Annotated in this window: 25 protein-coding genes; 2 read left to right on the top strand and 23 right to left on the bottom strand. The window is 64.3% G+C overall.

Going from position 1 to position 24,017, the window contains the following annotated elements; translation table 11 throughout:
• Position 1: 1 nt before the first annotated feature.
• Entirely contained in the window at positions 2–364 is a 363-nt protein-coding gene (locus tag RZA67_RS09680; RefSeq protein WP_317212546.1) for an STAS-like domain-containing protein, read from the top strand.
• Between the two features lie 324 nt (positions 365–688).
• Here the strand turns inward: RZA67_RS09680 and RZA67_RS09685 are convergent, their stop codons facing one another.
• A complete protein-coding gene (locus RZA67_RS09685; protein WP_317212547.1) occupies positions 689–1,108 on the bottom strand; it encodes a hypothetical protein in 420 nt (139 codons plus the stop codon).
• 92 nt (positions 1,109–1,200) lie between these two features.
• On the opposite strand from RZA67_RS09685, the gene RZA67_RS09690 reads away from it, so the two are divergent.
• Positions 1,201–1,479, top strand: a complete 279-nt coding sequence (locus tag RZA67_RS09690; protein ID WP_317212548.1) for a hypothetical protein — start codon at positions 1,201–1,203, stop codon at positions 1,477–1,479.
• A 9-nt stretch (positions 1,480–1,488) separates the two neighbouring features.
• On the opposite strand, the gene RZA67_RS09695 is transcribed toward RZA67_RS09690, so the two are convergent.
• The 22 genes from RZA67_RS09695 to terL all read right to left on the bottom strand — a co-directional run bounded on the left by RZA67_RS09695 (position 1,489) and on the right by terL (position 24,017).
• Positions 1,489–2,103: a hypothetical protein gene (locus tag RZA67_RS09695; protein ID WP_317212549.1), complete on the bottom strand. Its 615-nt coding sequence runs from the start codon at positions 2,101–2,103 to the stop codon at positions 1,489–1,491.
• A 442-nt stretch (positions 2,104–2,545) separates the two neighbouring features.
• A complete protein-coding gene (locus RZA67_RS09700) occupies positions 2,546–2,938 on the bottom strand; it encodes a hypothetical protein (protein WP_317212550.1) in 393 nt (130 codons plus the stop codon).
• Positions 2,939–2,982: 44 nt separating this feature from the next.
• Positions 2,983–8,622, bottom strand: coding sequence for a host specificity factor TipJ family phage tail protein (locus tag RZA67_RS09705; protein WP_317212551.1), 5,640 nt, complete (start codon positions 8,620–8,622; stop codon positions 2,983–2,985).
• The gene (locus RZA67_RS09710; RefSeq protein ID WP_317212552.1) at positions 8,622–9,014 is read right to left on the bottom strand and encodes a peptidoglycan endopeptidase; all 393 of its coding nucleotides are present in this window, start codon (positions 9,012–9,014) and stop codon (positions 8,622–8,624) included. Before RZA67_RS09710 ends, RZA67_RS09705 begins: the two co-directional genes overlap by 1 nt.
• Entirely contained in the window at positions 9,014–9,475 is a 462-nt protein-coding gene (locus RZA67_RS09715; RefSeq protein ID WP_317212553.1) for a DUF1833 family protein, read from the bottom strand. The genes RZA67_RS09710 and RZA67_RS09715 overlap by 1 nt, the downstream gene beginning before the upstream one ends.
• Positions 9,472–9,828: a hypothetical protein gene (locus RZA67_RS09720; RefSeq protein WP_317212554.1), complete on the bottom strand. Its 357-nt coding sequence runs from the start codon at positions 9,826–9,828 to the stop codon at positions 9,472–9,474. The genes RZA67_RS09715 and RZA67_RS09720 overlap by 4 nt, the downstream gene beginning before the upstream one ends.
• Positions 9,828–13,157, bottom strand: coding sequence for a phage tail length tape measure family protein (locus tag RZA67_RS09725; RefSeq protein WP_317212555.1), 3,330 nt, complete (start codon positions 13,155–13,157; stop codon positions 9,828–9,830). Before RZA67_RS09725 ends, RZA67_RS09720 begins: the two co-directional genes overlap by 1 nt.
• Entirely contained in the window at positions 13,158–13,490 is a 333-nt protein-coding gene (locus RZA67_RS09730) for a hypothetical protein (RefSeq protein WP_317212556.1), read from the bottom strand. It lies immediately after the preceding gene.
• Positions 13,491–13,521: 31 nt separating this feature from the next.
• On the bottom strand, positions 13,522–13,893 hold the full coding sequence (locus RZA67_RS09735; RefSeq protein ID WP_317212557.1) for a hypothetical protein: 372 nt from the start codon (positions 13,891–13,893) through the stop codon (positions 13,522–13,524).
• A gap of 99 nt (positions 13,894–13,992) precedes the next feature.
• A complete protein-coding gene (locus tag RZA67_RS09740) occupies positions 13,993–14,469 on the bottom strand; it encodes a hypothetical protein (RefSeq protein WP_317212558.1) in 477 nt (158 codons plus the stop codon).
• 126 nt (positions 14,470–14,595) lie between these two features.
• Positions 14,596–14,838 carry a hypothetical protein gene (locus tag RZA67_RS09745; protein WP_317212559.1) on the bottom strand — a complete coding sequence of 81 codons (243 nt, stop codon included), beginning with the start codon at positions 14,836–14,838 and terminating at the stop codon, positions 14,596–14,598.
• Positions 14,839–14,847: 9 nt separating this feature from the next.
• Positions 14,848–15,258 (bottom strand): phage tail terminator-like protein, encoded by a 411-nt coding sequence (locus RZA67_RS09750; protein ID WP_317212560.1) that lies wholly within the window; start codon positions 15,256–15,258, stop codon positions 14,848–14,850.
• The gene (locus RZA67_RS09755) at positions 15,255–15,680 is read right to left on the bottom strand and encodes a hypothetical protein (protein ID WP_317212561.1); all 426 of its coding nucleotides are present in this window, start codon (positions 15,678–15,680) and stop codon (positions 15,255–15,257) included. Before RZA67_RS09755 ends, RZA67_RS09750 begins: the two co-directional genes overlap by 4 nt.
• Entirely contained in the window at positions 15,673–16,746 is a 1,074-nt protein-coding gene (locus RZA67_RS09760; protein WP_317212562.1) for a phage minor head protein, read from the bottom strand. Before RZA67_RS09760 ends, RZA67_RS09755 begins: the two co-directional genes overlap by 8 nt.
• On the bottom strand, positions 16,746–17,102 hold the full coding sequence (locus RZA67_RS09765) for a hypothetical protein (protein ID WP_317212563.1): 357 nt from the start codon (positions 17,100–17,102) through the stop codon (positions 16,746–16,748). The genes RZA67_RS09760 and RZA67_RS09765 overlap by 1 nt, the downstream gene beginning before the upstream one ends.
• Complete coding sequence (locus tag RZA67_RS09770; protein ID WP_317212564.1) at positions 17,099–17,611, bottom strand: DnaT-like ssDNA-binding protein; 513 nt, start codon at positions 17,609–17,611, stop codon at positions 17,099–17,101. Before RZA67_RS09770 ends, RZA67_RS09765 begins: the two co-directional genes overlap by 4 nt.
• Before the next feature lie 2 nt (positions 17,612–17,613).
• Positions 17,614–18,225: a hypothetical protein gene (locus tag RZA67_RS09775; RefSeq protein WP_317212565.1), complete on the bottom strand. Its 612-nt coding sequence runs from the start codon at positions 18,223–18,225 to the stop codon at positions 17,614–17,616.
• A gap of 45 nt (positions 18,226–18,270) precedes the next feature.
• On the bottom strand, positions 18,271–19,206 hold the full coding sequence (locus RZA67_RS09780) for a major capsid family protein (RefSeq protein WP_317212566.1): 936 nt from the start codon (positions 19,204–19,206) through the stop codon (positions 18,271–18,273).
• A gap of 12 nt (positions 19,207–19,218) precedes the next feature.
• Positions 19,219–19,686, bottom strand: coding sequence for a hypothetical protein (locus tag RZA67_RS09785; protein ID WP_317212567.1), 468 nt, complete (start codon positions 19,684–19,686; stop codon positions 19,219–19,221).
• Positions 19,687–19,689: 3 nt separating this feature from the next.
• On the bottom strand, positions 19,690–20,811 hold the full coding sequence (locus RZA67_RS09790; RefSeq protein WP_317212568.1) for a DUF2213 domain-containing protein: 1,122 nt from the start codon (positions 20,809–20,811) through the stop codon (positions 19,690–19,692).
• A gap of 3 nt (positions 20,812–20,814) precedes the next feature.
• Entirely contained in the window at positions 20,815–22,608 is a 1,794-nt protein-coding gene (locus RZA67_RS09795; RefSeq protein ID WP_317212569.1) for a phage portal protein, read from the bottom strand.
• Complete coding sequence (gene terL, locus RZA67_RS09800; protein ID WP_317212570.1) at positions 22,608–24,017, bottom strand: phage terminase large subunit; 1,410 nt, start codon at positions 24,015–24,017, stop codon at positions 22,608–22,610. The genes RZA67_RS09795 and terL overlap by 1 nt, the downstream gene beginning before the upstream one ends.

Below are 24,017 nucleotides of genomic sequence, written 5' to 3' on the forward strand. Positions count from 1 at the left end.
AATGAAAGTAATCGATATCAGCCGCGACTTTTCCAGAGTGCCGGCAGGCCGACATAAAATAGATAGCGACCATAGCGGCGAGGTCTTTCGAGACAATCTGCTCGCGCCAGCTTTGCGCCAGTACGAGCACGTGAAGGTAGTTCTTGACGATACGGAAGGCTTCGGCTCTTCTTTCTTAGAGGAGGCATTCGGAGGACTGATCCGCTACTGTGGCTTTACTAAGGATTATCTGGCCTCGCATCTCACCTTGATCGCCAAGTCCCCTGGCGCCATGCGCTATCCTGCGAGAATTCAGAATTATATCCTGAAGGCTTCGAACTTAACGATTCCTTCGAACCCAAAGATTCAAAGAATGAAGAGGTAATCTATGGGATCTGTCTGGGACGGAACCTTGGCAGGAATAACTGGTGCAATCGCTGGAGGTATTGGCGGCTATATCGCGACACGTGTTGCGAACTCCGCTAATAGAAAAGCAGTGCGCCTAGAATCCCGCCTCGACGCTATTGATAATACTGTCGAGAGCCTTTGCAGAGACTCCGTCGCGTATTGGAAAAACTCCAGTCGCGATCAGTCTTCTGAAAGTAGAATTATTGGTTACTTTGAGGACCTTGGGATCAAAGTCTCGAACCTTTCAGGCTTTGGCGTTTCCGAGCAGAGTATCTCTGCAGCGCAGTTCAAAGTCGACCGGCTATTCGACTTGGTGACCGACGATCCGTTCCAATCCGATCGATGGACGCCGCGCAAAGATATCATTGAAGAGGTTAGAAAGAGTTGCCGCGGAATTTCGGCAACATTCCACCCCAATCGAAGTTAAGCCGTTACCGATCACTAGGGCGCGCCTTGGCGCAATACGCCGGTCAATGATGGCCATGTGGATGCTCCTGGGCGTGGCCATCGATACTTTCTCGCGGATCCACTGGAGCTTCTTCGCCACATTGGCGCGCAGCTCGGCCTCGTGTCGCAGCACCCACCGCTCCGCCCCGTGCCGACCGCTGTTGAAGTCGGTGCACTGACGCAGGGTCAGCGCGGTGTCGGGCTTGTCGTAAGGCCCCCGCGGCTGCCAGATGAAGTTGTCGGCGAGGTCAGGGTGGCGGCGGTACTCGGTCATGAGCGGAGCATAGGCCCCGCCTGTCTCAGGGACCGATACGCTATGTTCGGCGCACACCAGCTATCCTTCGTCCTCACTTCGAAGGAGGGTGCATGGCCAACCTAGACAGCATGCTGGAACGCTTGGAGCAGTGCGAGATGGAGCTCCACGCGTCTCGCGGCTACATCAAGGCATTGGAGTACGGAATGCATACCCTTATCGCCCGGCATCCCAACCCCGCCGAGCTGTCCGAGCTCTGGGCCCACGTACTCCCCGAGGTTGCCGATCATCATGCCGAGATGCAGGACAGGCCCCCGCTGTACCACGCCGCCCTACAGCAGGCTCTTGGCGTGATCACGGAACAGATCAATGGCGCTGCCAGCCGGGACTAATGATTTGCGTCATAGCTTACCGAGGTCGCTGACTACGGAGCGACCAACGGTCAGATCTACCATCAACAAACTGCCCCCGGCTACCCGTCGTCCCTCTTGCGCGTTCAGATAAAGAGCCTGTAAGCGACCGGCCTCCAGCAAGTCCTCGGCCTCTAAACTGTCCGCCCGGCCCCTCAGTGGCTCACCCGGCGAGGCCATTCCACCATCCAGGGGGTGGACTATCGAAGGCTGCATGGACGTGCTCTTGGCGTATGCGGTAGCAAGCATGCGGCCCTGGACCGAAGACCACCCACCCAGCACGAGCTCAGTTCCCACGCGGGATGGATCCACGCCGGCTTTCAAGGATGCAACCTCGAACGCTGGCCAGATCTTGTCGATCAGCGGGCCCAACTCCGCCAAGACCCTCTCCAACTTAAAGGCTGGCCTGTAGCCAGCATGCAGGATTATCTGGTAGACCTGTAGTAAAAACCTAGCAGACCCACGCGCGGCTAACACGACGTTGTGCTGCGGAAGCAATAGGGCCTTGGCACCTGTGGAAGGAGCGCCTGACTCCGCATCTTCGACTAGGGTGTCAACGACAACCACCAACCGCTCTGGGGATAGAAGGACGTTCAATATGGTCATCGAGCCACCTTCTTTTGGCGAGCGGATCGCCAGACAGAGTCATGATGCCGCATCACATCGGAAGATGTCACTTCAGGGGGAGACAGTTATGCCAAACACTGGAAGTTTTTATCTTCTTAGCGTGGAAGGAATTCAGGACCGCGGACACCTGTTGCAGGTCACCAAGATCGACGCACGCTGCCTACAGTGCGGCATACAATTTCGTGCAATACCGACCTCTGGCCTAATAGACCACGACGGCGCAGCCTCCCTGACCTGTCCTGAATGCGGGAACCATCAAGCGATCAGCCGCAGTCGCCTCGAGGACTTTCGCAGGACAGCCTGAACAAACGGCTGACCTGCGAGCCTGGCACTCAGGAGGGAAGTCACCTCGTTCATTGATTCAATCCCGAGGAAAGGTCGGCCTGCACCACTCAGCCAGTAGCGTAGCCCCCTCGGCGGCCTACGGTAGGGTCACAGGTTCGCGCACGTGATCCGCCCCGACACTGGGCTGCTCCTGCACAGCGACGGACATGGCCGGCACTGATGCGTTTAGCCATGTGCGGTCCGTGGCGGCCTTGATCAGGGCCATGAGCTTCCAGCCCGGCTCCAGCAGCTCTTCGCCCGTCACCGGGTCGGTGATTGCGTACTCGCCGTCCAGCAGGTCCGCGATCTGCAGACGCAGCGTGCGGTCGTATTCGCGGCTGAATACGTGGTTTGTCGCCGGATCCCAGTCCACGCGATCGAAGAAGAAAAGCACGGGGCCGTCGTTGGTGCGGAAATCCCACTGCACCTCAATGCGTGTGGCCAGCGCCTCTATGGTGTTGCTGGGTGATTCACTGATGATCGGCGGCATTGTTACTCCAAGGGATTAAGGCGCCCGGCAAGGCCAGGCACCGGTCAGCTTTCGACAATGCTCAGAACGGCAAGGTTGGCTTCGACGCCAATAGCCTGGCCCGGCGTGCCGTAGTAGTTGCCACCCACGACATCGATCTGCATCCGATAGGGGATGTCGCCTGCTTCCGAGCTGGTATCCGTCAGAGACAACTGCGGCCATTCCCACGTGGTGTAGGTCCGGGTCGTGTTGTCGTCTGCCGTGTAGACGTTCTGGGACGTTGCAGTGATGTTTTGCTCAGAGAGCAGCGTTGGTCCGCGCCAAAGGCGAAGCCTCAGTATCCCGGTACGCGCCGGCTGCGGTGAATTGCCTCCGGAGATGATCCCCGAGCTCAGGCGCGCCCAGCGCATCACCGTCTTCGGGCGGCCCAGCGAGCCCTTATGGGTCGCGCTCATGAACGTTGCGCTGTTCCAGTTGCTCTCGTTGAGGTTGTACTGCCCGCCGCTGTTGATGGCGCCGGCACGCAGGGATCCACCGAAATAACCGTTGCCCCTGTTGTCGATCCAGAACATCGCATTGGCTTTGCTTGCCGCAGCAGGATCAGATCCGATCCCCAGCCACATCATCAGATCGCCCGTCGTGCCGAACGGCTTTCCGTGCGCAAGCATGTAGCCACCAGAGCGCGTAATCCAGCGTCCCTGCTCGAACGTCGTGCTACCGGTGTTGTTGGGGTCGGTGATTGCGAAGCGGTCGGCAACGACGTCGAAGGTGCCGCGCTCCCCGTCGTTGTTGGCACTCCAGCCAATCACCCGTTTATTGACATCCAGCATCACGCCGGCCTTGGCCATGAGCTGGGTTTGACCGTTCTCCAGTTGCGTGGCGCGAACAGACAGCGACTGCGTTACCGCGCCGTATTTCGCATCCAGGCCAGCCGCCCCTTCGGACCAAGCAGACGGGAGTGTCTTGCCAGCCGGGACCTTTTCCAGCAGCGGCCGGATGTACCAGACGTAAGGGTTGTCCTCCCCAGTGGACACGAGTTCAATGCCAGCCCGCACGTACGCAATGGCTGCATCGTTCACCACGTAGCTGGCGACTGGGCGCGGCAGGTTGTTGAAGGTCGCGCTGCCTACGAACGTCGACGCTTGGTCAGCGCTGGCCGTGGCTACCAGCGCGCCATTGCCGTTGTAAGCGTAGATGATGACTCTGGCGATGCAGCGGAAGCAGTTGATCCATGCCGACAGCAAAAGTCGCTCACCTTGACGCACAGCAATGAACTCAGAGTTCGCCACCTGCAGGAAGGTGTTGACCGCTGGCCTGCCAAGAACCCGCAACAGCAGGCTCGTCGTGTTGCCTGGGGTGTAAACGTTGCCGTCGCCAATGTTCCCGTTGCTGGAATCCGTCGTAACGTTCAGCCCTGTGGTGTTTGCAAAGCGCGTCCACCCTCCTACTCCAGCGAATATCGAGTTCGGAACCAGGTTGGGCGAGCCCACCTGCTCGGCGCGCACCTGGGTGATAGCCTGAGACAGCGCGTTGCCCTGCGCATCCAGCTCCGCTCGGAGCAATGACGTTGCCGCAGCTGTGCCCCGGAGGGTCTGCTCATCCGTGTAGGCGGTGGCCGTACCGCCGTACTCGAGCTTGAAGCGCCGGAAGGAGTTGTTGGCGTCTGTCCCCTCTACAATCGCGCGTACCGCAATAGTTGCACTGCCAGGCGGCACGGCCACGCGGACCTCTACACGCTGGAACTGACCGCCCTTGGCGTTGTCAGCCAGCGCTGTGTCGCTGGCCAGTATGTTCCCCGACGCGTCACGGGCTGCGATATCAATACGCTTGGTGCCAGTCGGCGAGTTGACGTAAATGTCGGCAGACAAGGTGTAGACGCCCGTGTTGAACGGCAGTTGCAGCGCTTGCGACGCTGCTGTTCCGCCTGCTGTCGGCGGCAGGACCATGTAGCTGCCGAAGGTGTTATCCCGATTTACGTAGGCACCTGCAGGCAGCGACCAGCCATCCGTGCCGAGGTCAAAGCCTGGATTCGCGAGCAGGTTTGGATTGGGGCGCGAGGCCGCCTCTACCGTCTGGATAGCTTCAGCATTGACGCGGGCACTATCAATGCTCGCCTTCTCAACGGAATCGACCCGGGCATTGCTGGCCTTGTCGGCAAGGCTGGCGCTGGTTGTCTCCAACCGCTGCCCCAAGATCCTGTCCTGCTCCACCAGCGCATCCACCTGCGAGGCCACCTGCGCGACGCCTGCTGCACGTTCGTCGCCGGCGGGCATCCTTGCAAGCACGGCGTCGATGCGCTGGGACTGCGCGGAGATGTCCGAAGCGTTCTGCAAAGCTGCACTGATAACGGCGGCGAACGCGTCGGCAACCGAGGCAAACTCGCCGATCAGGGTCCAGTGCTCCGGGTGATCGTGAGGCGTCAGGTTTACATTCGGGGTCTGACGGGCCGCGTACAGCTTCCCGCCGCTCTTCACATAGAAACCGATCGGATAATCGGTTTCCCATTCCCAGTCAGGAGCATCCATGATCTCGGAAAGCAGGCTGTTGAGCCGGCCAACTTCTTCATCGGTGTACTGACGCGCAGCGGCGATCGCATCGTTCGCCGCCTTCAGGTCACCGGCCAGCATGTCGGTAATCGCCTGGCCAACGCGCTGATTCGCCCGCTCGGCCTCTTCCCAAGTTTCCCGCAGTTGCTCGCCCAGGTTCTGGCCGAGCGCCTTGGCCACCACCCGCATGCCGGTCGAAAGATCCCCGGAAGTATTGCGGGAGCGGCAGGCGAAGGTCCAGTCCCCCGCCTTCGGCACCACAGCCTCGAACGGAACGGTGTGGTAGCCGGCCTCGCCAATTGGCGTCATGGCCTCCCAGTCCGGCACAGACACCTGGCCAAGCATGTACCGCACCTCCACCCCGGCGAAGTCCGGCGATTGGATCGTCTCGCTCAGGAACCCCCAAGTGTACATACGTACACCACCCGGCAATTCGTCCACTTCGAAGTAGTCCACCAGCCGCGGCGGAACGTCGGCGCCCGCAGTGGCGTAGGTCGCCGAGGCCGACACGCCCATCCGCCCTGCCGGGCTGAAGGGGCGCACCACCACGGTGTACTGGTCGGCCTGGCGGATCCGCCAAGTGGCCGTGCGGGTGCTGGTCTGAGCCACCTCGGTCAGGATGCCGTCGTTACCTGCTGCCAGGACGATCACGTTGCCGACCGGGCCGCTGATCTCGAAGGTGACAGTCAGCTCTGTGAAGACGGTATCGCCCTGCACAACCTGCTGCTCCGTCACGTTCAGGCCGCTGGCCACCGGGCGGGTCAGGCCCGGGTTGCTGTCCACCGGCGGCACATACTGGCCGGTCAGCACGTAGTCCCAGAACTCCGGGGGCTCGGGCACTACGGACACCTTGGCGCCCTTCAGGTCGCTCTCCGGCTCGATGCCGGTCACGCGCACGCGGTAGCCGGGCGTCTGCTTGAAGTCGTAGATCCAGATGGTGTCGTGCGCCGGGTTAGCTGCGGCGGCGCCGGGCAGCGGCGCGGCGGCAGGCCACGCTTCGATCAGGCGCAGGGTGTCGCTGGTGCCGGTGAAAGGCTGCACGCGGAACACGCGATAGACCCGCTCGCCGGGGATGCGCAGGCCGATGTAGGCGTTGCCGGCCGCCGGTGCCGGGACCGGCTCATCCAGCTGCAGGGTGATCGTCTTTCCCGTCGGGTCGGCGGCTACACGCTCAACACCGATGAATTGCTCCGGCCTGCCGTCCACCATGCGCACCTTCTGCACAGGGACGTCCCGATAAGGTGCCTCTCCGTCGACCAGTACCCCGACCAGACGCCCACCGAAGCCCCACTGGGTCAGGTCGTGCTGCAGCGCCAGCACCGACAGGCGTCGGTAGCTCAGGTGCTCGATATCGGTGCTGTAGCTGATGTCCTTGTACTGGTACAGGGACTGCGCCAGGTGATAGCGCGCCATCCGTGCTGCGTGTGCCTCGCTGGTGATGCCCTCACCCTGCACCGTGGCCGGGTTGAGCATGGTGCTCACGCCCGGCGCCGCGACGCGCAGGGTCTTGGTCGTCCAGTCGGTAGCATCAAAATAGCTGTACTCAATGCCATCGGCCGCGTTGGCCAAGGTGTAGTCGACTTGGAACTGCCCCTTTTTGATCGTGGCCATATTGACCACGCCCGACAGAGGCTGCTCCGCGCCGGCCCATGCTACCGACAGGCGGCCGCCGGCCCAGGTGATCTGCCCGAAGCCCGCCAGCGCCACGGCGTTGAGCACATCGTCGTGGTTGCGCACATCCTTGATGTGGTGTGCGTAGGTGTAGCCCTCGGCCGCGCAGGACAGCATGAAGCCTTTCAGCGCTTCAATGTCGATCTGCGGGTCCTCCAGCCCAACGCCGGCGATCAGCTTCCCGTTCTCATCACGGAAGCCACGGGCATAGGCCAGGATAAGCGCGCCGGGATTGTTGGTCTCCTGCGTGACCCAGCCCGCTTCCGTCCATACCTGCACCGGGTTCGAATGAGCGACACAGCGGATTTCATCTGGCTGCCCGTTGAGCTGGCCAGTCGCTTTGATGCGAATACCGATCCGCGCCAGACCCGCGTAATCGGCGGTGTCCTTCTGGATGCTTGTCAGGGTGGACCAGGTGAAGTCGCTTGTGGCGCCGCTGCCGTTGGTGTTGCGGCCAGCGATCCGAACGCGCACCTCGTACTGGCCTTCGTGGACGTCCAACGAGTAGCTGCGGCGCTGCTGCTTCTGCGAGCGGCTCACCACCTGGTAGGAACCGAAGAACATCCAGTTGCTGGCCCCAGCAACCCGGTACTGCACCTCGATGGTTTCCCGGTTGTCCTTCGGCTTGCCCTTGCTTGTGGTGTCGAACAGCATGAAGTCCACATCCACCTTCAGGCGGATGGTGCTCGCGCTGCTGGTCCGCTGTACCCAAGGGCTGGGCTCGCCTTTCTCCGCCTCCAGCGCGCCGCCCGCAATCGTGTCGGCGTTGCTGTACAGCGGGATTTCCTCGGCCGGCATCTGCGAGAACCCGTTGTGCCATACGGTGACACCCTCGAAGCTCGACAGCAGCGCATCGCCGTTGTACAGCGCCTCTACGCGCCCGACGTTGATGCCCGGGGTCAGCACCATGGCCATGTATTGGTCGTCGCTCTCATACCAGCTGTACGGATTGCTGGCGACATCCGGCGTGATTCGCAGCGGGCCGCCCAGCAGCAGACCGACCGGCTCATAGGGCCGAGGCTGGTTGCGGGCAGCCCCCAGGCTGTAGACCGCACCTGCATCGCTGGCGCTCGGCTTGGGTCGCTTGGGGCCCAGCACCTTGTTGATGATCAGTGCGCCTGCCGCGTAGATGGCGGCCTGCGCCATGCCAGCGGCAACGGCACCGTAGCCTGCAGCCACCATGGCCGTACCGACGCCCATGGTGAAGACGGTGAGGGCCACGAGGGCCACGATCATCAGCGCGGTCTTCTTCACCACACCACGGACCTCGATCACCGTCCCGCCCTTCGGCCGCACCCGGTCCATCACCTCCAGCGGCACAAGCACGCCGTTGATGCGCACTTCCCACAGATCCCCGTCGTAATCCGGAACCGTGCGCGACAGGAACGCGCCCAGACGCTCGCCTTCCTGCAGCTCGGCCGCCAGCGTCCGCTGCCCCTCCAACGTCACCGGGTGCGGGGTAATGATCAGCGGAGCGGTGGCATTCATCAGACCCATCTGTAGTAACCCTCAATCCTCAAGCCGAAATCCGGCAGATCACGGACGCGGTGCAGCACGCTGCAGCCGTTCTTTTCGTTGGAATGCAGCACCCAGCCCTCGTGGGCCAGGCGGAAAAAGACGCCGGCATGGCCTGCGCGCTTCTGGCCGTGCTCGATCATCAGCACCAGGTCACCGTCCATCGGAGAGGCCGCGGCCGTGGCATACGGCCGCGACAGGTCGCCGATGGCAGCCTGGCCAGCCGCGCCCCGCGGCCGTGCGCCGGGAAGGCGTACTGCGCGCCCAAATAGCTGCTGCTGCACCAGCACCACGAAATCAGCGCAGTCGCAAGTTTTCTCGCAATACGGCACGCCAACCAGCGCCTCAACATCCGCCGCGCGCATCAGAAGATCCCCGGCAGGGTGAAAGGGTTGGCCCGCAACCGCACGGCCTGCTGCCGCATGAGGAAGTCCACGCCGCACTGGGCAGATGCGGTAGCGCCGGAGATTGAAACGCTGGTGACAGGCAGGTAGTAGTCGCGCTCGTAGACATTCGGATCCGCTCTGTCCGACAACATGAGCCTGGCCATCAACAGGTCATTGGGCGCAAGTGCTTCCAGATCCTCGGAGATGCCCCGCCCGACGTTGTCCAGCACCAGCTGCGCGCGCGGCGACTGCCCCCGCGTGTCTTCGGGCAGCTTGAAGCTGAAGGGCACCCCCAGGTACTCCACACCTTGGCTCACCCAATCCTGCGTGTCGTTGACGATGCGCAGCGGCGCCGGCAGCGACGTTGCGCTGATGGAGAGAAACAGCAGGGTGCCGCTGGTGTCGGTGACGCGTTGCTTCCGCGCGGTGAACGTGCTCATCGCAGGTACTCCAGCTCTAGGGCGCAGGTGGCGCGGCCAAACCTCTTCATCTCCGACTTGACCTCGCCGAAACCATCTGGAGCGAACCGGGCTTTCACTACTTGGCCGGTGCGGGGATGAGTGAGGTCGAACTCCGCCACGCGCTTGAGGTCATCCAAGTACCAGCTCACAAAAGCCTCAACGTCGGCCGCTGACTCCAGCAGCACCGTCATCGAGAGCTTGGCGAGGACCTTGGTGTTCTCGATGCGCTGCTTGGGCAGGCCTCGCTCCATATCGGTGCGTACGATCGAAGGAGGGAATGTCTCCCGAACCGTTTCGGACAGGATTTCCGGGTAAGACGGGAAGGCAGGCATCAGACCGCCTCCTGCAGACCGAAACGGGCTTTCGCCCCGGCGTATGTGGCACCAGTGCCGGATGCGATGTTGCTGCCGATGTACTGGTCGACCTGTTTCAGCATGACCTCGATGTTCATTTCCCCGTTCGCTCCCTGCGTAACGCTGGCCTCGGCCGATGTGCCGGCCGGGGCGTTGTTGATGGTCACGTTGACGCGCGCCGCTTCAGCTTTGCCGCTTGCTTGGCGGCCAGGCGCAGCGGGAATGACGCGCCCACTGTCGCCCGGGATCAGGTACTGCCGGCCGTTCTGTTCGAACAGCTCAGGACGGCCACCCTCGCCCACCTGGTAGAAGGAACCAAGGCGGGCGGCCCCACCGCTCGCGCGGCCCCCGCCGAAGTTCAACCCGCCGTTGAGCCAGCCGGTGTTGTTGCCGAAGCTCTGTGCCGAATAGGTGCTGGAGACAGCGCCACCAGCGGCAGCACCGAACCCACCCCATGCGCCAGCAATCGCGTTGACCAGCCCCATGGATGCTTGGCGGGCGCCAATCCGCGCGAGATCGGCAATGATCGAGTTCGCCATGTCGCTGAAGGAAAGCTTCCCGGTCTGAGCCAGCCGAACCCAGGCATCTTCCCAGCCACTCAGGGCAGTGCTCATCACCCCGCCGGCTTGGTCCATCGCATTGCGGGCGGCGAAGACATAGTCCTCCCACACGCGATTCACGCCAGCGCGCCAGTCACCCAGCATGGCGAGCCGCGTTTCTTGGAAGGCGCGCTCCTTGGCCAGCTCGGAATCACGGAACGAAGCGGCATTAGCCGCAAGCAGGTCCCACGTTTCTTTTTCCTTGGCGACATCACGGCTACCCAGTCGCTTAAGCTCATCCTGGTATTCGCGCTGGATGTCCAACTGCCGGCGGAGCATCGCTACTGCATCCGAGCCCCGCCCCATCCCCATGACGTCAAGCTCGTTGGCTCGATCCCGGTTTGCCCCCGCCTGCGCGAGAATCGCCTGCTGCCGCGCCAGCGCTTCGGCAGCTTCCTTTTCCTTGGTGTAGGCCGCCGCCTTCTGGCCCGATGCCAGCAGTTCCTCCCTGGCCGCCGTGAGCAGTGCGCGCGTGGACGCCGTCATGGTGTTCTTACCCTTGGCCAACGCCTGCTCGATCGCCATGGCCTGCCGCTCGCTCTCCGTCACTTTGACGCCCGTCTCCACCAGCTGCTTGTTGGCCTCGATCTGACGCAGTGCCGTAGCCAGCATGGTCTGAGCCGCAGAGTCGTCACTGTTGCGTGCAGTCTTCCGCTCACCCTTTGCGGCGTCCTTGGCCAGCTTCGCTAGTGCGACGTCAAAGCTGCCGCCACTGATGCTGCCGTTGGCCCCGAACATCACGCCTTTGAGCAGGTCCGACTGCGGGTTTGACACGCGCAGCGCTTCATAGCTCTCCTTCAACCTGCGCGTACTCGCCTCAAGCTTTTCAGCGCGCGTCCGCGCACCTTCCAGTACGGTGCTGATGTGTGAGTAAGCCGCAACACCATCTTCTCGAAGCTGGTTCCAAAGCGCTTCCCCGGAGGCGAGCTCCTGTTGCTCGCTACGCTGCTGGTTCAGCAATCGCAGCTGCTCCTGCAGTACAGCAATGTCTCGATCCCGGGCACCCGGGATCAGATATCGGGGGCCGACGAAGGAACCGTTCTGGAGGGACTGCAGCTTCTGTTGAATCTGCGCAATGTTGATGTCCAACGTAGGGTTTGCGAGCTGCCGCAGGTCTGCGGTGAAAGCTTGCCACTCCGTCCTCAGCGACCTGATCACTCCGGTCAGCGCCTGCGTCTGCGCTTTAGCCTGCTCGGTCCGGCGATCAAGCTCGTCCATCGCAGCGGTCATGGCGAAAGTGGCCGCCTCTGACTCTCGCCCCTGATCTTCAAGCGCCTTCGTATGCTCCAGCACCGCGGCTGTCAGGAAGTGGTAGTTCCCATCGAGTTCAATCAGCGCCTTCGACGGCTCTCTCGCAACGGCCTCCAGTTGCCTGGCGATGACGGAGGCCTCGCGGCCAGTCATTTCGGCGATGCCCGCTGCGGTGGTGGCCACCCGAACCAGCATGTCACCACTTACCCGGCCTTCTTCAACGAGGGCAACTACGGCCTTTCGGGCCTGCTCATAACGGCCCGTGGTCCGGCCAATCGTCTCCGCCGCGGCACTGAGCCCAGATGCGGTCAGGCCTGCCGAGTTGCCTGTTTTCAAAAGCGCCCCGTTGTAAGCATCCATCTGCTTCTGAGCGCTGTAGGTTGTCGCAACAAGTGCGCCCAGACCGAGCGCGAAGCCTGCAACGGTGACACCCGTCGCGCTGAACATTGCTGACAGGGCACCTGACCGCGCAGTGAGGCTCGTGATTGACGCCTGTGCCTGGGCAAAGTTGCCCGTCATCAGGGCTCGCATCAGGGTGCCCAGCGACTGCTGGGTCTCGATCGCCTGGAGGTTCAGCTTGCCAAAACCTCCGGTCAGCTTGCCTGCGCCGTTGGACGCCTCGAGCAACCGGGCGCGGGTCAGGTCTATCTGATTCTGATACTGCTGCCACACCTGCGGCCGGAGAAGTCCGAGGTCACGCGCGCGGGCGAGCCGCTCCTCTTGGTCGGCCAACCTGTTGAGTGCGGCAACCGTTGGATTGATCTGCCCCAACAGCTTCTGCAGGTTCAGCTCCTGGGCCTGCGATGCTCGAGCGGCTTCCTTTTGCTGCTGTGCGGTCCGCAGCTCCGCCTCTTCCAGCGCTTTGACGCGCGCGACCATGCGCTGCTGCTCAGTGCCTCCCGCTGCCATGGCCCTTGCTTTCACATCGATGCCGGCGGCAGCGTCGCGTGCGGCCTCGGCCAATGCACGCTCCGACACGTTTGCCCCGCGCATCGATTCGGCGTACTGGACCGCTTGCTGCGCGACGGACCTGAAACGGGCATCCTGGCTCGCCAGCTCGCGGTCGAGTTGCTGGCTTGCGGTCGCTAGCTGCTGTTGCGCCACAGCGGTCGTGCTGGCTGCCGAGCCCACCGCCTGCAGGTTGCTGGCAGTGCTTGCCAGCTTTCCTTCCATCGCTCCCAGCGCGGTCAGGATGCTCGCGTTGGTCTGATTCAGCGTCTGCAGCTCGGTGATGACCGCGCCGGTGCCGGTGCCGATGCGGTCGAGCGCCCCGCCCAGCCGATCACCCAAGGCACTGGACGACCGCTCAACCGTGCGCGACAACGACTGGAAATCTCGCTCCAAGCGATCGGTGGCACCGCTGACCTTATCGGCCGCCGCGGCATTTTCGTCCAGGGCCTTGGTTCCCTCTGCCAGACCGCTACTATCGACTTTGTAGCCAAGCTCGGCGATATCCACTCATGATCTCCCGGTGCTGCTTTGTTCGGCGCGCTCGCGCGCCGCCGCCTGGTCCTCGCGAACCGCTTTCAGGTACTGGTCGTCCATGGCCATCAGCAAGGCCACCTCTTCAGAGAGCACTTGGACGCCCGTCAGGCGCTGCCATTCGCCCACGTCGGCAAACGAAAGGGCCTCAGGGCCCGAGCGGCGCCGGCCTGACAGCTCCCAGAACCAGCCCCATACGTGAAGGGCTGGCTCCGGAGGCTCTGCGTTGGGCGACTTGGCACCGAATCGAGCATTACGCTGGCGCCGCGTCTCGCCCTTCTCATCCGCCATGTCGTAGCGGACGGCCACGTAGACGGCTTGCGCCGCCTGCGCGCTCAGCTCAGCGAAAGAACGCCGCCCGGTCGCCTAAGGCGAAGTCCACCTGCTCGGCCACCCACGGCAGCTCCTTGAACACCTGGCGCAGCGCCTGCTCCGTGAACGCCGGCTTCTCGCCGCGGAACGTCAGGTCACCGTCCCAGCGCCAGTCGCTGACCGAGGCAGCGAGCATGTCCGTCCGGCCGGCTTCCAGCTTCTCGGCAGTCACCTTTCCGCGGTTGAACATGCGCTCATTCGTCGCCTTGCGAGATGCTGCCCTCACCTGCTCGTGGCTGTCGGGGAGCAGCATCAGCTCCAAGCCGATGGGTTCATCGGTAGCCGGGTGCTTAATCTGCAGCGGGCGCGGCTCGGCAACGATCTTGGTCAGTTCAGTCATAGGTTGATCCTCTGGTGCGATCCGGAAGAAAGCCCCGGGGAAGCCGGCCGGATCAGGTCCGGCTTGTCAGGCGGCCGCCCTATCCCCGAGGTGTCCGAGTTACGGGGTGGCCGGAGGCGGCGGCACGTCGATCGGCGCCTGGTTGAGGCCGAGCGTGTAGGTGTTCAGCCGGAAGTCTTCATTGCGGCCGCCGGGCTTGTTTGGACCGGCGACCAAGCCCCGCAGGTACTCCACGGCGCCATCCGGCCGCTCGACCTTGAAGGCGTAGGCGTCGGGCACGTCCGGCGCGCCAGCGGCCCGCATGGCCACCTGGCCCGGGTCCGACAGGCTCTCAGCCACCTCGACCTGCGGGTCGCCGGCGTTGGTGATGCCCTTGCCTTTCTTTGCCACCAACGTGTCCCAGGTGTCGTACTGGACGATGTTGGTGTTGATGCCGCGCTCACCCACTGAGCCGACATTGCTGACCTGGACGAAGGCCAGCGCCTTGAACTCTGCTTCGGTGAGGTCCTTGTTCTGCGGCGACACGCAGATGAACAGCTTCGATCCGCTGTTGGTTTGTGCTTCGGTCTCGGCCATAGCCATATCTCCTCGCGATGGGCATAAGAAAACCCGCCACGGGGCGGGGTCGTTGGTAAAGCAAAAGGCCCGCACGCGGCGGGCCTCGGGAATAAATCCGGCAGTATCTTGCGGTCGGTTCTGTAGTTACTTCTTACCCGGACTCAGCTTGGCCGCAACCAGCTGCATCGCCTGCGGCCGGGTAAATCCAGCCTCCACATAAGCCAGATACTCGCCGCGGCACAGGCGCGCCTGCTCGGCCGCGAACTCGTTGAGCAGGTTTCGATTGCGCTTCATGCGGTCGATGGCATCGCGCATGGCCTTCAGCTCGCCCTCGTTTGGCGTTTCGCTGCTCCTGACCAGATGCAGGTTGGGTGTCTTCGGGCTCATGGCCGGAGTCTACCCCGAAACGAAACCCCGCCAGCGAATGGTGACCGGGTGCATGTGCCGCTCCGGATCCTGAATGATGCTGGACGTCCAAGGCTTTCGCTCCACCCGCATGCCGGCGAAGGTCGTGCCCTTGGCGAAGGCAGCGATGATCTGGTCGGTAATGGCCGTGCCCACCATGATCCCCTGCCCCGGTCGGTAGCAGGCCGAAAGCTGGGCGAAGCCTTGCAGCAGCGACGGGCCGTCATCGGCCATGCCGTAGTTCTGGGTCTGGTTCGGGAACCACTGCAGCTCGAGCCAGCGCGCATCCGCACCGGTCGGCGGGGTGAAGCCGAGGCCCGGATATGAGCACGGCAGGGATGCGGCTGCCGCGAAGCGGGCGACCAACGTTGCAAAGGCGTCGTAGATCTCGCTGTCGGTCATCCCATCCGTCCTCTCACGTCCGCCGCCACCTCGGCGACGATGAAGTCCCAGCGCTGCGCCGCCGCGCGCGCGAAGCCCTTGCCGGCCTGCGCATAGACCCGCCCGAGGCTGTCTGTGCCCTGGAAACCGTGTTCCATGCGCATGGCGTACTTCGCCGTCCAGCCTGCCCACACCGTCTGGCCAATCTGCAGGGTGACGAAGACCAGCCCGGGCGCCTGCGCTCCGTCGGCCGGCATGCCCTCGGTCGACGCTGCCTGCGAGTTGCGCAGGAAGCCGGTGTCCACCGGGAGCTTGCCGCCCTGCCCCTCTGGCGTGTTGGCCTCTTCCATCAGCCTCTGCGCCGACTCGCGGAAAATCGCCAGCTGCATTTCCTTCGCCTTCTCCGCGAAGGCGCGGACCTGGCTGCCGAACTTGTTAGCCACGCTGCATCTCCGCTGCCATGTCGATCCGATACGTCTTGGTGCACCTGCAGGCGATGGTTTCCTCGGGACCCGCGCCGAGTGCGCTGTCACCAGGGAAACGCATGTACGCGCCGCTCGGTGTCTGGAAGGGCTGACCGAAGGGCCGTTGCTGCCCGTCCATCGCCTGATGGCTGTGCCGCGTGCGGTCGTCGCCGGTGGCGGACCAGCTGCCGATCACGTTCTCCGGCGCCAACCGCCCCGCCTCGATCTGCTGCCGATATGCCTCTTCCCGACCGGCGTTCATGGCAGTCAGCGACTCGGTGCGGGCGATCATCTCGCCGCGCAGCGCCAGCAGCCGATCAGCGTAGCGGCCGGCTATCTTGTCGATGTCCGCCGCCGACACTGGCTTTCCTGCCGCGATGGCCCGCTTCACGATCCCATCCAAGCGGCGATCGCGCCGTTGCCGGCCGAAGTACTCGGCCATCTGCGATGGGTCGCCGGTGGCCAGCTGCTGCCGCACGTTGGCGGCGAACTGCGCCTGCTGGGCGGTGAGACCGACCACACCACCTGTGCGCCGCCCCGTTTTACCAATCCGCCCAACCAGCTCCAGCGCGCTCTGCCGAGGGTTGGTGCCTTGGGACATTGCCCGCTGCAGGTGATGCCGCACCAGCACGCGCTGGTCCTCGACAATACCGCTGATCAGCCTGGACGAGTTCGTCCGCAACCATTCCTCCACGCCTTTGTTCCGCATATCGAAGCCGAACCGATGTAGCGGCATCTCGGTCTGCGGGTTGTACCGCCCGCGCACCTGTTGCCGCAGCGACAGGGTCGGCAGCTCCTTCATGCCCGCGTCGGCACCACCCACAAAGGCTTGGCGCACCGACTCGGCCACGGGCGACAGCTGCTGATCATCGAAGCCCAGCGCCTCGAGCACCGCATCGATCTGACCGGCGCGCAATAGCTCGGCCACCAGGTCCAGCTGCGCTTGGGATCGGACGGCCGCGATGGCTTGCTCGAAAGACTTCCGGATGGCCGGCTCAAGCCGGCGCGCGAGCAGCTCGAGTTCGCGAGGGGTCAGGTTGGCCATCAGCGTCGGGCATGGAACTCATAGAGCAGCACCTGGCCACCCGGGGAGAGCGGCTGCAGGTCCACGAAGTTGTACGGCACCCCGCCCAGCAGGATCCGGTCGTCCTTGCTTGGCTCAATGTCGATCGCGATGGACATCAGGCCCAGCTTGTCGCCCTTCAACACCAGCGCGGCATCGCGGTTGGTGAGGCTGTAGTCCAGATCCACCACGGTGCATGCGTGCTGGGTAGCTGGGCCGGGCTGCGGGTTGTGCGGCGGGCCACTGGGCGCGCCATCACGCTGCAACAGCGTTGCGTAGCCGAACCGGTCGATCAGCCGCGTGGCCGTAGCCTGCATGCGGTTGTAGAACGCGCTCATACGACACGCACCGCGGGCAGCAGCGCCGGCTTCCGCAGCAGCGGCGCCAAGATCTCATCGATGGCCGGAACCACCGGCCGATTCGGCACCTGCCCGGCCGCAGCCGCATCGGCATAGGTAACCTCGATGGGGCCGACCTTCTCCTTGGTCACGGCCTCGCTGGCGACGTAGTCCGGCGACAGGCTGCCGGGGCTGGCCAGCTCGCGAAGCGCCGCCTCGTAGGTTGCACGCTCGACCTCATCCGGCACCACGTTCGCGCGGAGCAGGTTGCCGCCATAGTCCCGCGCACCGGTGCGGGGCCATTCGTTGGCCTGGCCCCGCCCTTCGGTGCGCACGCCGGGGAACATCGACGCCCACCGGCCGCTGGCCAGCAGCACCCGATAGCGTCCATCGATGTAGTCCGTGGCACGAACCAGCGCGCCGGTGCGGGCTTCGTCCGTACCGAGCGCCCATGCCGCGTTGCCGCGCGCCTGGTGATAGCTGTTCGCTGCGTCCAGCGTGCCGTACATGGTCAGCCCTCGCCCTTCTTCGCCTCGGCGTCGGCGATGGCTTCCTTCAGCTTGCCGACGCCCCAGTGGCTGCCGACACCCGGGATGTTGAGCGCCTTGGCCTTTGCCACCAGCACGCCCTTGTCTTCGGGGACACCGTCCGCGCCGGCGCCCGCGTCCGCATCACCGCCGCCGTCCGAGCCCTCGCCTGAATCGCTGGTGCCGGCCGCGCCCCCCTTCATCGCATCGACGTCGGCGATGGCTTCCGAGCGCAGGCGCTCGATGGCGTCGGCCAGCTTCACCTCCCGCAGCACCTCGTCCAAGCGGTTCCAGTCCTCGACGGACAGACCGGAGGCATCATGCGCCGCGCGCACGACCTCGCTGAGCTGCACGGTGAGACCGTCGACCAGCTCGACCTGCGTCGGCAGGATGCTCGACCCCAGCAGGGTTGCGGAACTGGACGTCTGGGCGGTCGCAGCCTCGCCCTGAATCAGGATGTTGGCCCTGACCCAGCCCTGCACCACAGAGTTCTTCTTCAGCTGCTCCCAGTTCTGGACCAGGCTTTGCACGCCGGGCAGCAGAACAGTGCCATCGGGCAGGCCCAGCGGGCCCTTGTGGTTGTTCGTGATCTTCATGCTTCGCTCCAGTGAGGCCCCGGCATGCGGCCGGGGCCGTGCGGATCAGATGCCGTCCAGATAGACGACTTCCTTCGGCAGGCGAACGTCCAGGCCGCCAAGGCGCATCACGCCCGGGATGTCCCAGCGCAGCGGGCCGCTCTGCCAAGCCGGCAGGAAGCGGTGCGGCATCGGCATGTGCAGCTTCAGCACCTGCGGGTCGTTGCGGTACGCCACCAGGCGGGTGGTGCCGCCGACACCAGCGGTGTCCAGGCCACGCACGCCGCGCAGGGTCAGCTGCTGGCCGGTCTGTACGGTGTACAGGTTGTTGGCCATGAACCACTGGATCACGGTCATGTCGCTGTGCTCGCTCATCTTGCGAGTGGCCAGCAGATTGAACTTGGACCACGGCAGCAGCAGCGTGTCCGCGATCGAGGTCGTGTTGGTGCCGTTGAAGACGTTCAGCAGCGCCTGGTTGAGCACGCCGACGATCAGGTTGGTGTCGGTATCCACCGTCCAGCTGCCGGTCGAGGCCGCCACCGGCACAACGCCAGCGGCGTTGAACAGGCCGGTGAAGCCCTTGCTTTCATCACCGAGCAGCGCAACGCTGTCCACCATCTCTTCCGATGCTCGGCGCGCGGCCGCCGCATCTTCGGTGGACAGGTTGATGCCCAGCATCTGTGCGCGGCCGACCTCTTCCCAGCCGTAGCCGTAGCCGATACCGGCGGTGTGGACCGGCGTCTCGAACTTCGAGCGAGCGGTGCCGGCCTTGGGGATGTCATCGGCATTGCCGTTGATCCAGTCGGCCTTGCCGTGCTGGTCCTGCGAGTAGTACGTCACCGAGGTGGCAAACTCGCTGCCCGAGGTATCCACCGGCACCAGGGTCCGGTACTGGATGTCCGGGTAGACAGTGCGGTAAACGCCCGGCTCGATGATCGAGGCTTGGGCGACGACGAAGCCCAGTGCAGCCTGGGCGTCGATCAGGGGGATTGCTCCATTCATTGAGGTGGCTCCTTAGCCGAGACGGACGACGGCCAGCTGGCCTGCCGCGGTGGTGCTGGTGTCCCAGCGGGCGCCGGGGAAGGCGGTGTTGTCGGCTTCGACGTTGGTGAACGCCCCTGCGTCAGTCAGGAACACCGCATCGCCTGCGGCGACTGCGACGGCGGCGACAATCCAGGCATCGCCCTTTGTGCGGACTCGAGCGGACTCGCCGACGCCGAAGGCATCCGTGGCGCGGCCAGTGACCTGGCCATCGGTGACGCTCAGGCCGGATGCGGAGCGATCCAGCATCGCGATCCCGACGATCTTGCCGCCGGCGAAGGCCTTCACCGCCTTGTCAGTCGCGCCCTGCTCGACGGCCTTGCCGAAAGCGATGGCCGCACCTTCGACGGTGCGGGAGATCTCGGTCGCCGGCAGCATGGTGGCCGGGGCACCGGCGATCGCAGCTGCCTGGGTGTCGGGGTAATTGGTCTGCAATGCCATGGCTTAGGCGTCCTTCTGGTTGCGGGTGCGGTAGTCGAGGCCGGCCACCGAGGCCTGCCAGCCGTTGTCCTGGACAGTCGTGCGGTGTGCGGCGCCGTCACGCAGCGCCTGGCTGACCGGGTCGCGCGGCTTGGCGCTGTCCGCCAGGATGTCGAAGCGGGCTTCGATGTAGGCATCGGCCTTGCCGGCGACCGCGGCGTCCCCGAGCTTGGCCACCACGGCGGTCCGGCGGACTTCGGCGTCGGTCTTGCCGCTGTAGTCGGCGTCGTGGATGGCCTTGGCCTTGCCGACCAGGTCGGCACGCTGTTGCACACGCGCGTCGATGGCGCTGTCGGTGAGCACCTTGCCCTTCAGGTCGTCGCGCTCGGCCTCGAGCTTGGCGATGGCCGCGTCTTTGGCCACGATGGCCGCCTGGTGATTGGAATCGGCCGTGGCCGCCGCCGTGTGGGCGTCCTTCAGCTGCCCCTGCAGCTTGGTGATGGCCTGCATGCCGGCGTCGTTGGTCACGACGGACAGCCCATCGACCAAGATGGTCTTGTCGCTCATGGTTGGTTCCTTCTTCTGGTGATGGGGGCCGGGATCCGGAGCACCAGGGGCGCCCCCGTCCCCGATGCGAAGCTGTGCGCCGCCCCGGGCCTTATCGACCAGGGCGAGGTGGTTCATGCGCAGGTTGGTCTGCACGGCGTCGTAGGGCTGGCCGTCAGGGGTCACGCCGTCACGGAAGACGATCTCGGCGGTGTAGCCCATGGAAAGCTCGCGCTTGCCCGACTCGTAGGAGCGGATCGCGGCGGCATCCATCAGGACCAGTGGGACTTGAACGAACTCACCGTCGCGCACGACCTCGCCGCCGGTTTGACCCGCCGATACGGCCTTCCAGGTCGTCGCGTCTACCATCTTGGTGGGGTGATCCACGGTCGCCGGTCGATACGCATAGCTGCGCATGGCGTCCTGCGCAAACACCTCTTCAGGCGGGCGATAAAGCCGAACGATGTGCATGTCGGGCCGGCCCAGCTCACTGCCGAGGTAGTCCTGCACGCCGGTGCGCGCCACCTTTACGTCAGCCACGAGATAGCCGTCTGCGGTGCGGCGCGGAGCAGACACCGAGACGCGATCGGTAAGAAACATTGTTCAGTCCTCGCGGATCTCTTCGAACAGTTCAGGGCCCAGCACGATGCGGCCGCGGTACGGCTCGACCTTTTCCAGGTCGATTGGCGCCTTGCTCAAGCTGATGTGCGGCGTGTAGTCCGGGAAGTCGTGCGAGCCTCCGGCGCGGATGATGCTTTCGTGGCGCCACACCAGCGGCGAGGAAGCGAACATCAGGACAGCCGACATGCCTCCGAGCGGCTCGACCGCGCGTGGTCCACCCTCGGGGATCACCAGCTCATCCGTGCCCGAAGAGCCCCAGTCATTGGCGTTGCCGGCCTTGATCCAGTCGAAGGCCTGCCGCGAGTAGGCAACCGTCACGTGCAGGTCATCCCGCAGATCAGTGATGCCCTGCGCCCTTGCCCACGCCTCGATGTCGCCGGTGTTCACCACCTTGCGGCACACGTACAGCGAGCGGGGCTGGGCGTCCACGACTGCCGTCACCGCGGCACGCTCTTCGTCGTCCTGGCCGACCTTGTCAGCGTCGATGCCATCCGGATTCGATGCCGACCATTCCAGCATCTCAGCCTCAAGGCCTGGGGCCACCCCTGCCTCCGTGAGCATGTTCACCGCGACGGTGGACATCACGTTGTCAGGCAGCAGCCGGGTTTCAGCGATGGTCTTGATCGTCTCGGCCGTGGCCTTCCCGATCGCGGCCCGCTCGGTGTCCGTGGTCTGCCACAGGCTGCGCCAGTTGTAGAACACCTCCGCCGGGCGGCTGCCGAGCGCCGAGCGTATCAGGCACTCATCCAACACCTGCAGCGCAGGCTGCAGCACCAGCTCCTGGTTGCTGCTGATCCGGTCGTAGTAGTTGCGCAGGTCGCTTTCGCCGCTCGCGTTGAGGCCGCCGGGTGACTGGCCCAGAAGGCGCGTCATTGGAATGTCCGAGGCACCCGACACCAGCTGCAGGAAGGCCATCAGCACGTCAGTGAGCCCACCGAACTGCGCTGTCTTCTGCTCGTACTCTTCGGCGGCGTCCATGAGCAGCGTGCCATTGATCCCCTTGGCCATCATCGCCAGCTGCAGCCTCTGCAACATCTGCGCTTCGAACTCTGGGTCGGCCAGCCGGTCCATCAAGTCAGGGATCTTGACGATGTCGACCTTGGCCTCGAACACCAGCGAGGCGATGTTGCCGGCGGTGGCATCGGCATCTTTGATAGCCCTGCTGATGGCCAGCAGCACGGAATCACCCCACCCATCACCAGCATCCAGCTCAGGATCCGCCTTGGGCGCGCCCTGCAGGATGACCAGGCGGGAGGGGTGGATCCTCAACTGACCAGCGGTGCCGCTGCTCAGGTTGTAGTAGGCCGGCTTGCCGTAGCCCGGCGACTCGGGGTCAAGGTCCAGCTCGCCCGCCTGCAGCACGCGCTTGGACAACACGTTGATTTGCCGGATTCCACCCCTGCCCAGCGAGTCGGCCTGCAGAGGCTGCAGCGGATCGCTCTGGCCCGTGCCGATGTACAGCGCCGCGCCGCCGGTGAGCCGCGCGCGGATCAGTGCCTCGAGCAACTTCTGCTGAAGGCCCAGGCGCTTCTCTTCTGCCTCGATGGCGGTGATCTGAGCCTGATCGGCGCTCCAACCGCGCCACTTGCGGCAGCTGTCCATCGCCGGGATGTCGATGACCTTCCGGGCCAGCCAAGTGCCGCGATACGCATTGGATGCGTCAGCCTCTGGTAGGTGCGGCACGCCGTAGAACGACCATGCGGCCTTGTCACGGGGGGTGCCGAGGTTGGCGACCAGGTTGACCAGCCCGTCCTTGATTTGTGCGAGCTTGCCCATCAGAGCGCGTTCCCGAGGTTGTAGTTGCTACCGCCCATGGCATTGAATGCGCGCGCGCATGCGTCCACCTGGTCGTCGTTGTTGCCGTTGGGGAACATCCGGAACTCGTCCAGCAGCTTCTCGTTCCACTCGGCACGGAGCATGCGGACGTTCCCCACGTTGATCTGGGCCGCCAAGGGGGATGCACGGGTGACCTTGTCGCCGGTCTCGGTAGTGAACTCGAAGGGCACTCCGGCCAGTTTCTTTCCGAGGTAGGCGGCTTGGGCCTTGCCGGCCTGGCCCGGGTCCTGTGGAAGCGACTGCTTGCACCGGTCGGCCTTGGCTGTGTTGACGATCAGCTTCTCCACCTCATCCGGCCCGCCACGCTCACGGACAACGTTCACGATGTAGATCAGCCCGTCCCTGTCACGCGCGAGCTTCGCCCCGGCCGTCCAGTCGCCGGCGTCCTTGGTGGCCGCCAAGTCCCAGCCGCGCAGCATGCGCAGCCCAGTCGGCAGCGCATCAATGATCTCGATCCTGCCAGCCTTGATGATGCCGCCGGCCAGAGGTGAGGGCCGTTGCTGGTACTGCCCGGCGAAGACGTAGGGCATGGCCTCCTGCATTCGCAGAAGGTCCGCCACGCTGTGCTTCTCTGGCCAGAGCGCCTCGCCTTCTTCCGACAGAGCTTCAAAGCACACATGCTCCCAGACCTCGCCGTTGCCGCCGGCGCAGGTCGGCTCGCCCGGCTTCCGTCCCAGCAGCCAGCCGGCCAGGTCGCCCTCATGCAGGCGCTGCATGATCACAATGATCGGGGTGTCGGCGCTATTCACGCGCGACTGCAGCGTGTTGTTGAACCAGTCCAGGACGCCGCCACGGACCTTGTCGCTGCCCGCCTCATCCGGCTTGTGCGGGTCATCGATGATGATGGCGCCGCCAAAGCCGGGCCGGGACTTGCCGGCGCCGAAGCCGGTCACCGTGCCGCCTGCGCCGGTGGCGTACACCACCCCGCCCTTGCTGGTCCGCCAGTCGCCCTTGGCGCTGCTGTCCTTGCGCAGCTCGACCTCTGGGAAAATCTCCCCATAGACCTCGTGCTGCACCAGCTCGCGGGCGTTGGCGCTGTTGTTCAGTGCCAGCGGCGCGGCATAGCTGATATGGATGAACTCGGAGTCAGGCACCTTGCCTAGGCACCACGCTATCCAGTTCACCACCGCCAGCTCGGTCTTCGAGTACCGCGGTGGCAGGTTGATCACCAGGCGCTTGCACTCGCCTCGGTAGACCCGGTTGAGCGCCTCACACAGCTGAGCATGGTGCTTGGCCCGCATCCACGGGAAGCCCTTCTTCCTCAAGAAGGTGTAGCGGCTGAAGAAGTAGAAGTCCTCTCGGGCCAGCTCGGCAGCGACCACCTTCTGTTCGGCGGTCAGCTCTGCCAC

The sequence above is a fragment of the Stenotrophomonas sp. C3(2023) genome, from assembly GCF_032911385.1.
Taxonomy (GTDB): Bacteria; Pseudomonadota; Gammaproteobacteria; order Xanthomonadales; family Xanthomonadaceae; genus Stenotrophomonas.

Coding starts and splice junctions, on each gene's coding strand:
- RZA67_RS09680 (WP_317212546.1), top strand. CDS start 2: ATGAAAGTAATCGATATCAGCCGCGACTTTTCCAGAGTGCCGGCAGGC.
- RZA67_RS09685 (WP_317212547.1), bottom strand. CDS start 1,108: ATGACCGAGTACCGCCGCCACCCTGACCTCGCCGACAACTTCATCTGG.
- RZA67_RS09690 (WP_317212548.1), top strand. CDS start 1,201: ATGGCCAACCTAGACAGCATGCTGGAACGCTTGGAGCAGTGCGAGATG.
- RZA67_RS09695 (WP_317212549.1), bottom strand. CDS start 2,103: ATGACCATATTGAACGTCCTTCTATCCCCAGAGCGGTTGGTGGTTGTC.
- RZA67_RS09700 (WP_317212550.1), bottom strand. CDS start 2,938: ATGCCGCCGATCATCAGTGAATCACCCAGCAACACCATAGAGGCGCTG.
- RZA67_RS09705 (WP_317212551.1), bottom strand. CDS start 8,622: ATGAATGCCACCGCTCCGCTGATCATTACCCCGCACCCGGTGACGTTG.
- RZA67_RS09710 (WP_317212552.1), bottom strand. CDS start 9,014: ATGCGCGCGGCGGATGTTGAGGCGCTGGTTGGCGTGCCGTATTGCGAG.
- RZA67_RS09715 (WP_317212553.1), bottom strand. CDS start 9,475: ATGAGCACGTTCACCGCGCGGAAGCAACGCGTCACCGACACCAGCGGC.
- RZA67_RS09720 (WP_317212554.1), bottom strand. CDS start 9,828: ATGCCTGCCTTCCCGTCTTACCCGGAAATCCTGTCCGAAACGGTTCGG.
- RZA67_RS09735 (WP_317212557.1), bottom strand. CDS start 13,893: ATGACTGAACTGACCAAGATCGTTGCCGAGCCGCGCCCGCTGCAGATT.
- RZA67_RS09740 (WP_317212558.1), bottom strand. CDS start 14,469: ATGGCCGAGACCGAAGCACAAACCAACAGCGGATCGAAGCTGTTCATC.
- RZA67_RS09745 (WP_317212559.1), bottom strand. CDS start 14,838: ATGAGCCCGAAGACACCCAACCTGCATCTGGTCAGGAGCAGCGAAACG.
- RZA67_RS09750 (WP_317212560.1), bottom strand. CDS start 15,258: ATGACCGACAGCGAGATCTACGACGCCTTTGCAACGTTGGTCGCCCGC.
- RZA67_RS09760 (WP_317212562.1), bottom strand. CDS start 16,746: ATGGCCAACCTGACCCCTCGCGAACTCGAGCTGCTCGCGCGCCGGCTT.
- RZA67_RS09765 (WP_317212563.1), bottom strand. CDS start 17,102: ATGAGCGCGTTCTACAACCGCATGCAGGCTACGGCCACGCGGCTGATC.
- RZA67_RS09770 (WP_317212564.1), bottom strand. CDS start 17,611: ATGTACGGCACGCTGGACGCAGCGAACAGCTATCACCAGGCGCGCGGC.
- RZA67_RS09775 (WP_317212565.1), bottom strand. CDS start 18,225: ATGAAGATCACGAACAACCACAAGGGCCCGCTGGGCCTGCCCGATGGC.
- RZA67_RS09780 (WP_317212566.1), bottom strand. CDS start 19,206: ATGAATGGAGCAATCCCCCTGATCGACGCCCAGGCTGCACTGGGCTTC.
- RZA67_RS09785 (WP_317212567.1), bottom strand. CDS start 19,686: ATGGCATTGCAGACCAATTACCCCGACACCCAGGCAGCTGCGATCGCC.
- RZA67_RS09790 (WP_317212568.1), bottom strand. CDS start 20,811: ATGTTTCTTACCGATCGCGTCTCGGTGTCTGCTCCGCGCCGCACCGCA.
- RZA67_RS09795 (WP_317212569.1), bottom strand. CDS start 22,608: ATGGGCAAGCTCGCACAAATCAAGGACGGGCTGGTCAACCTGGTCGCC.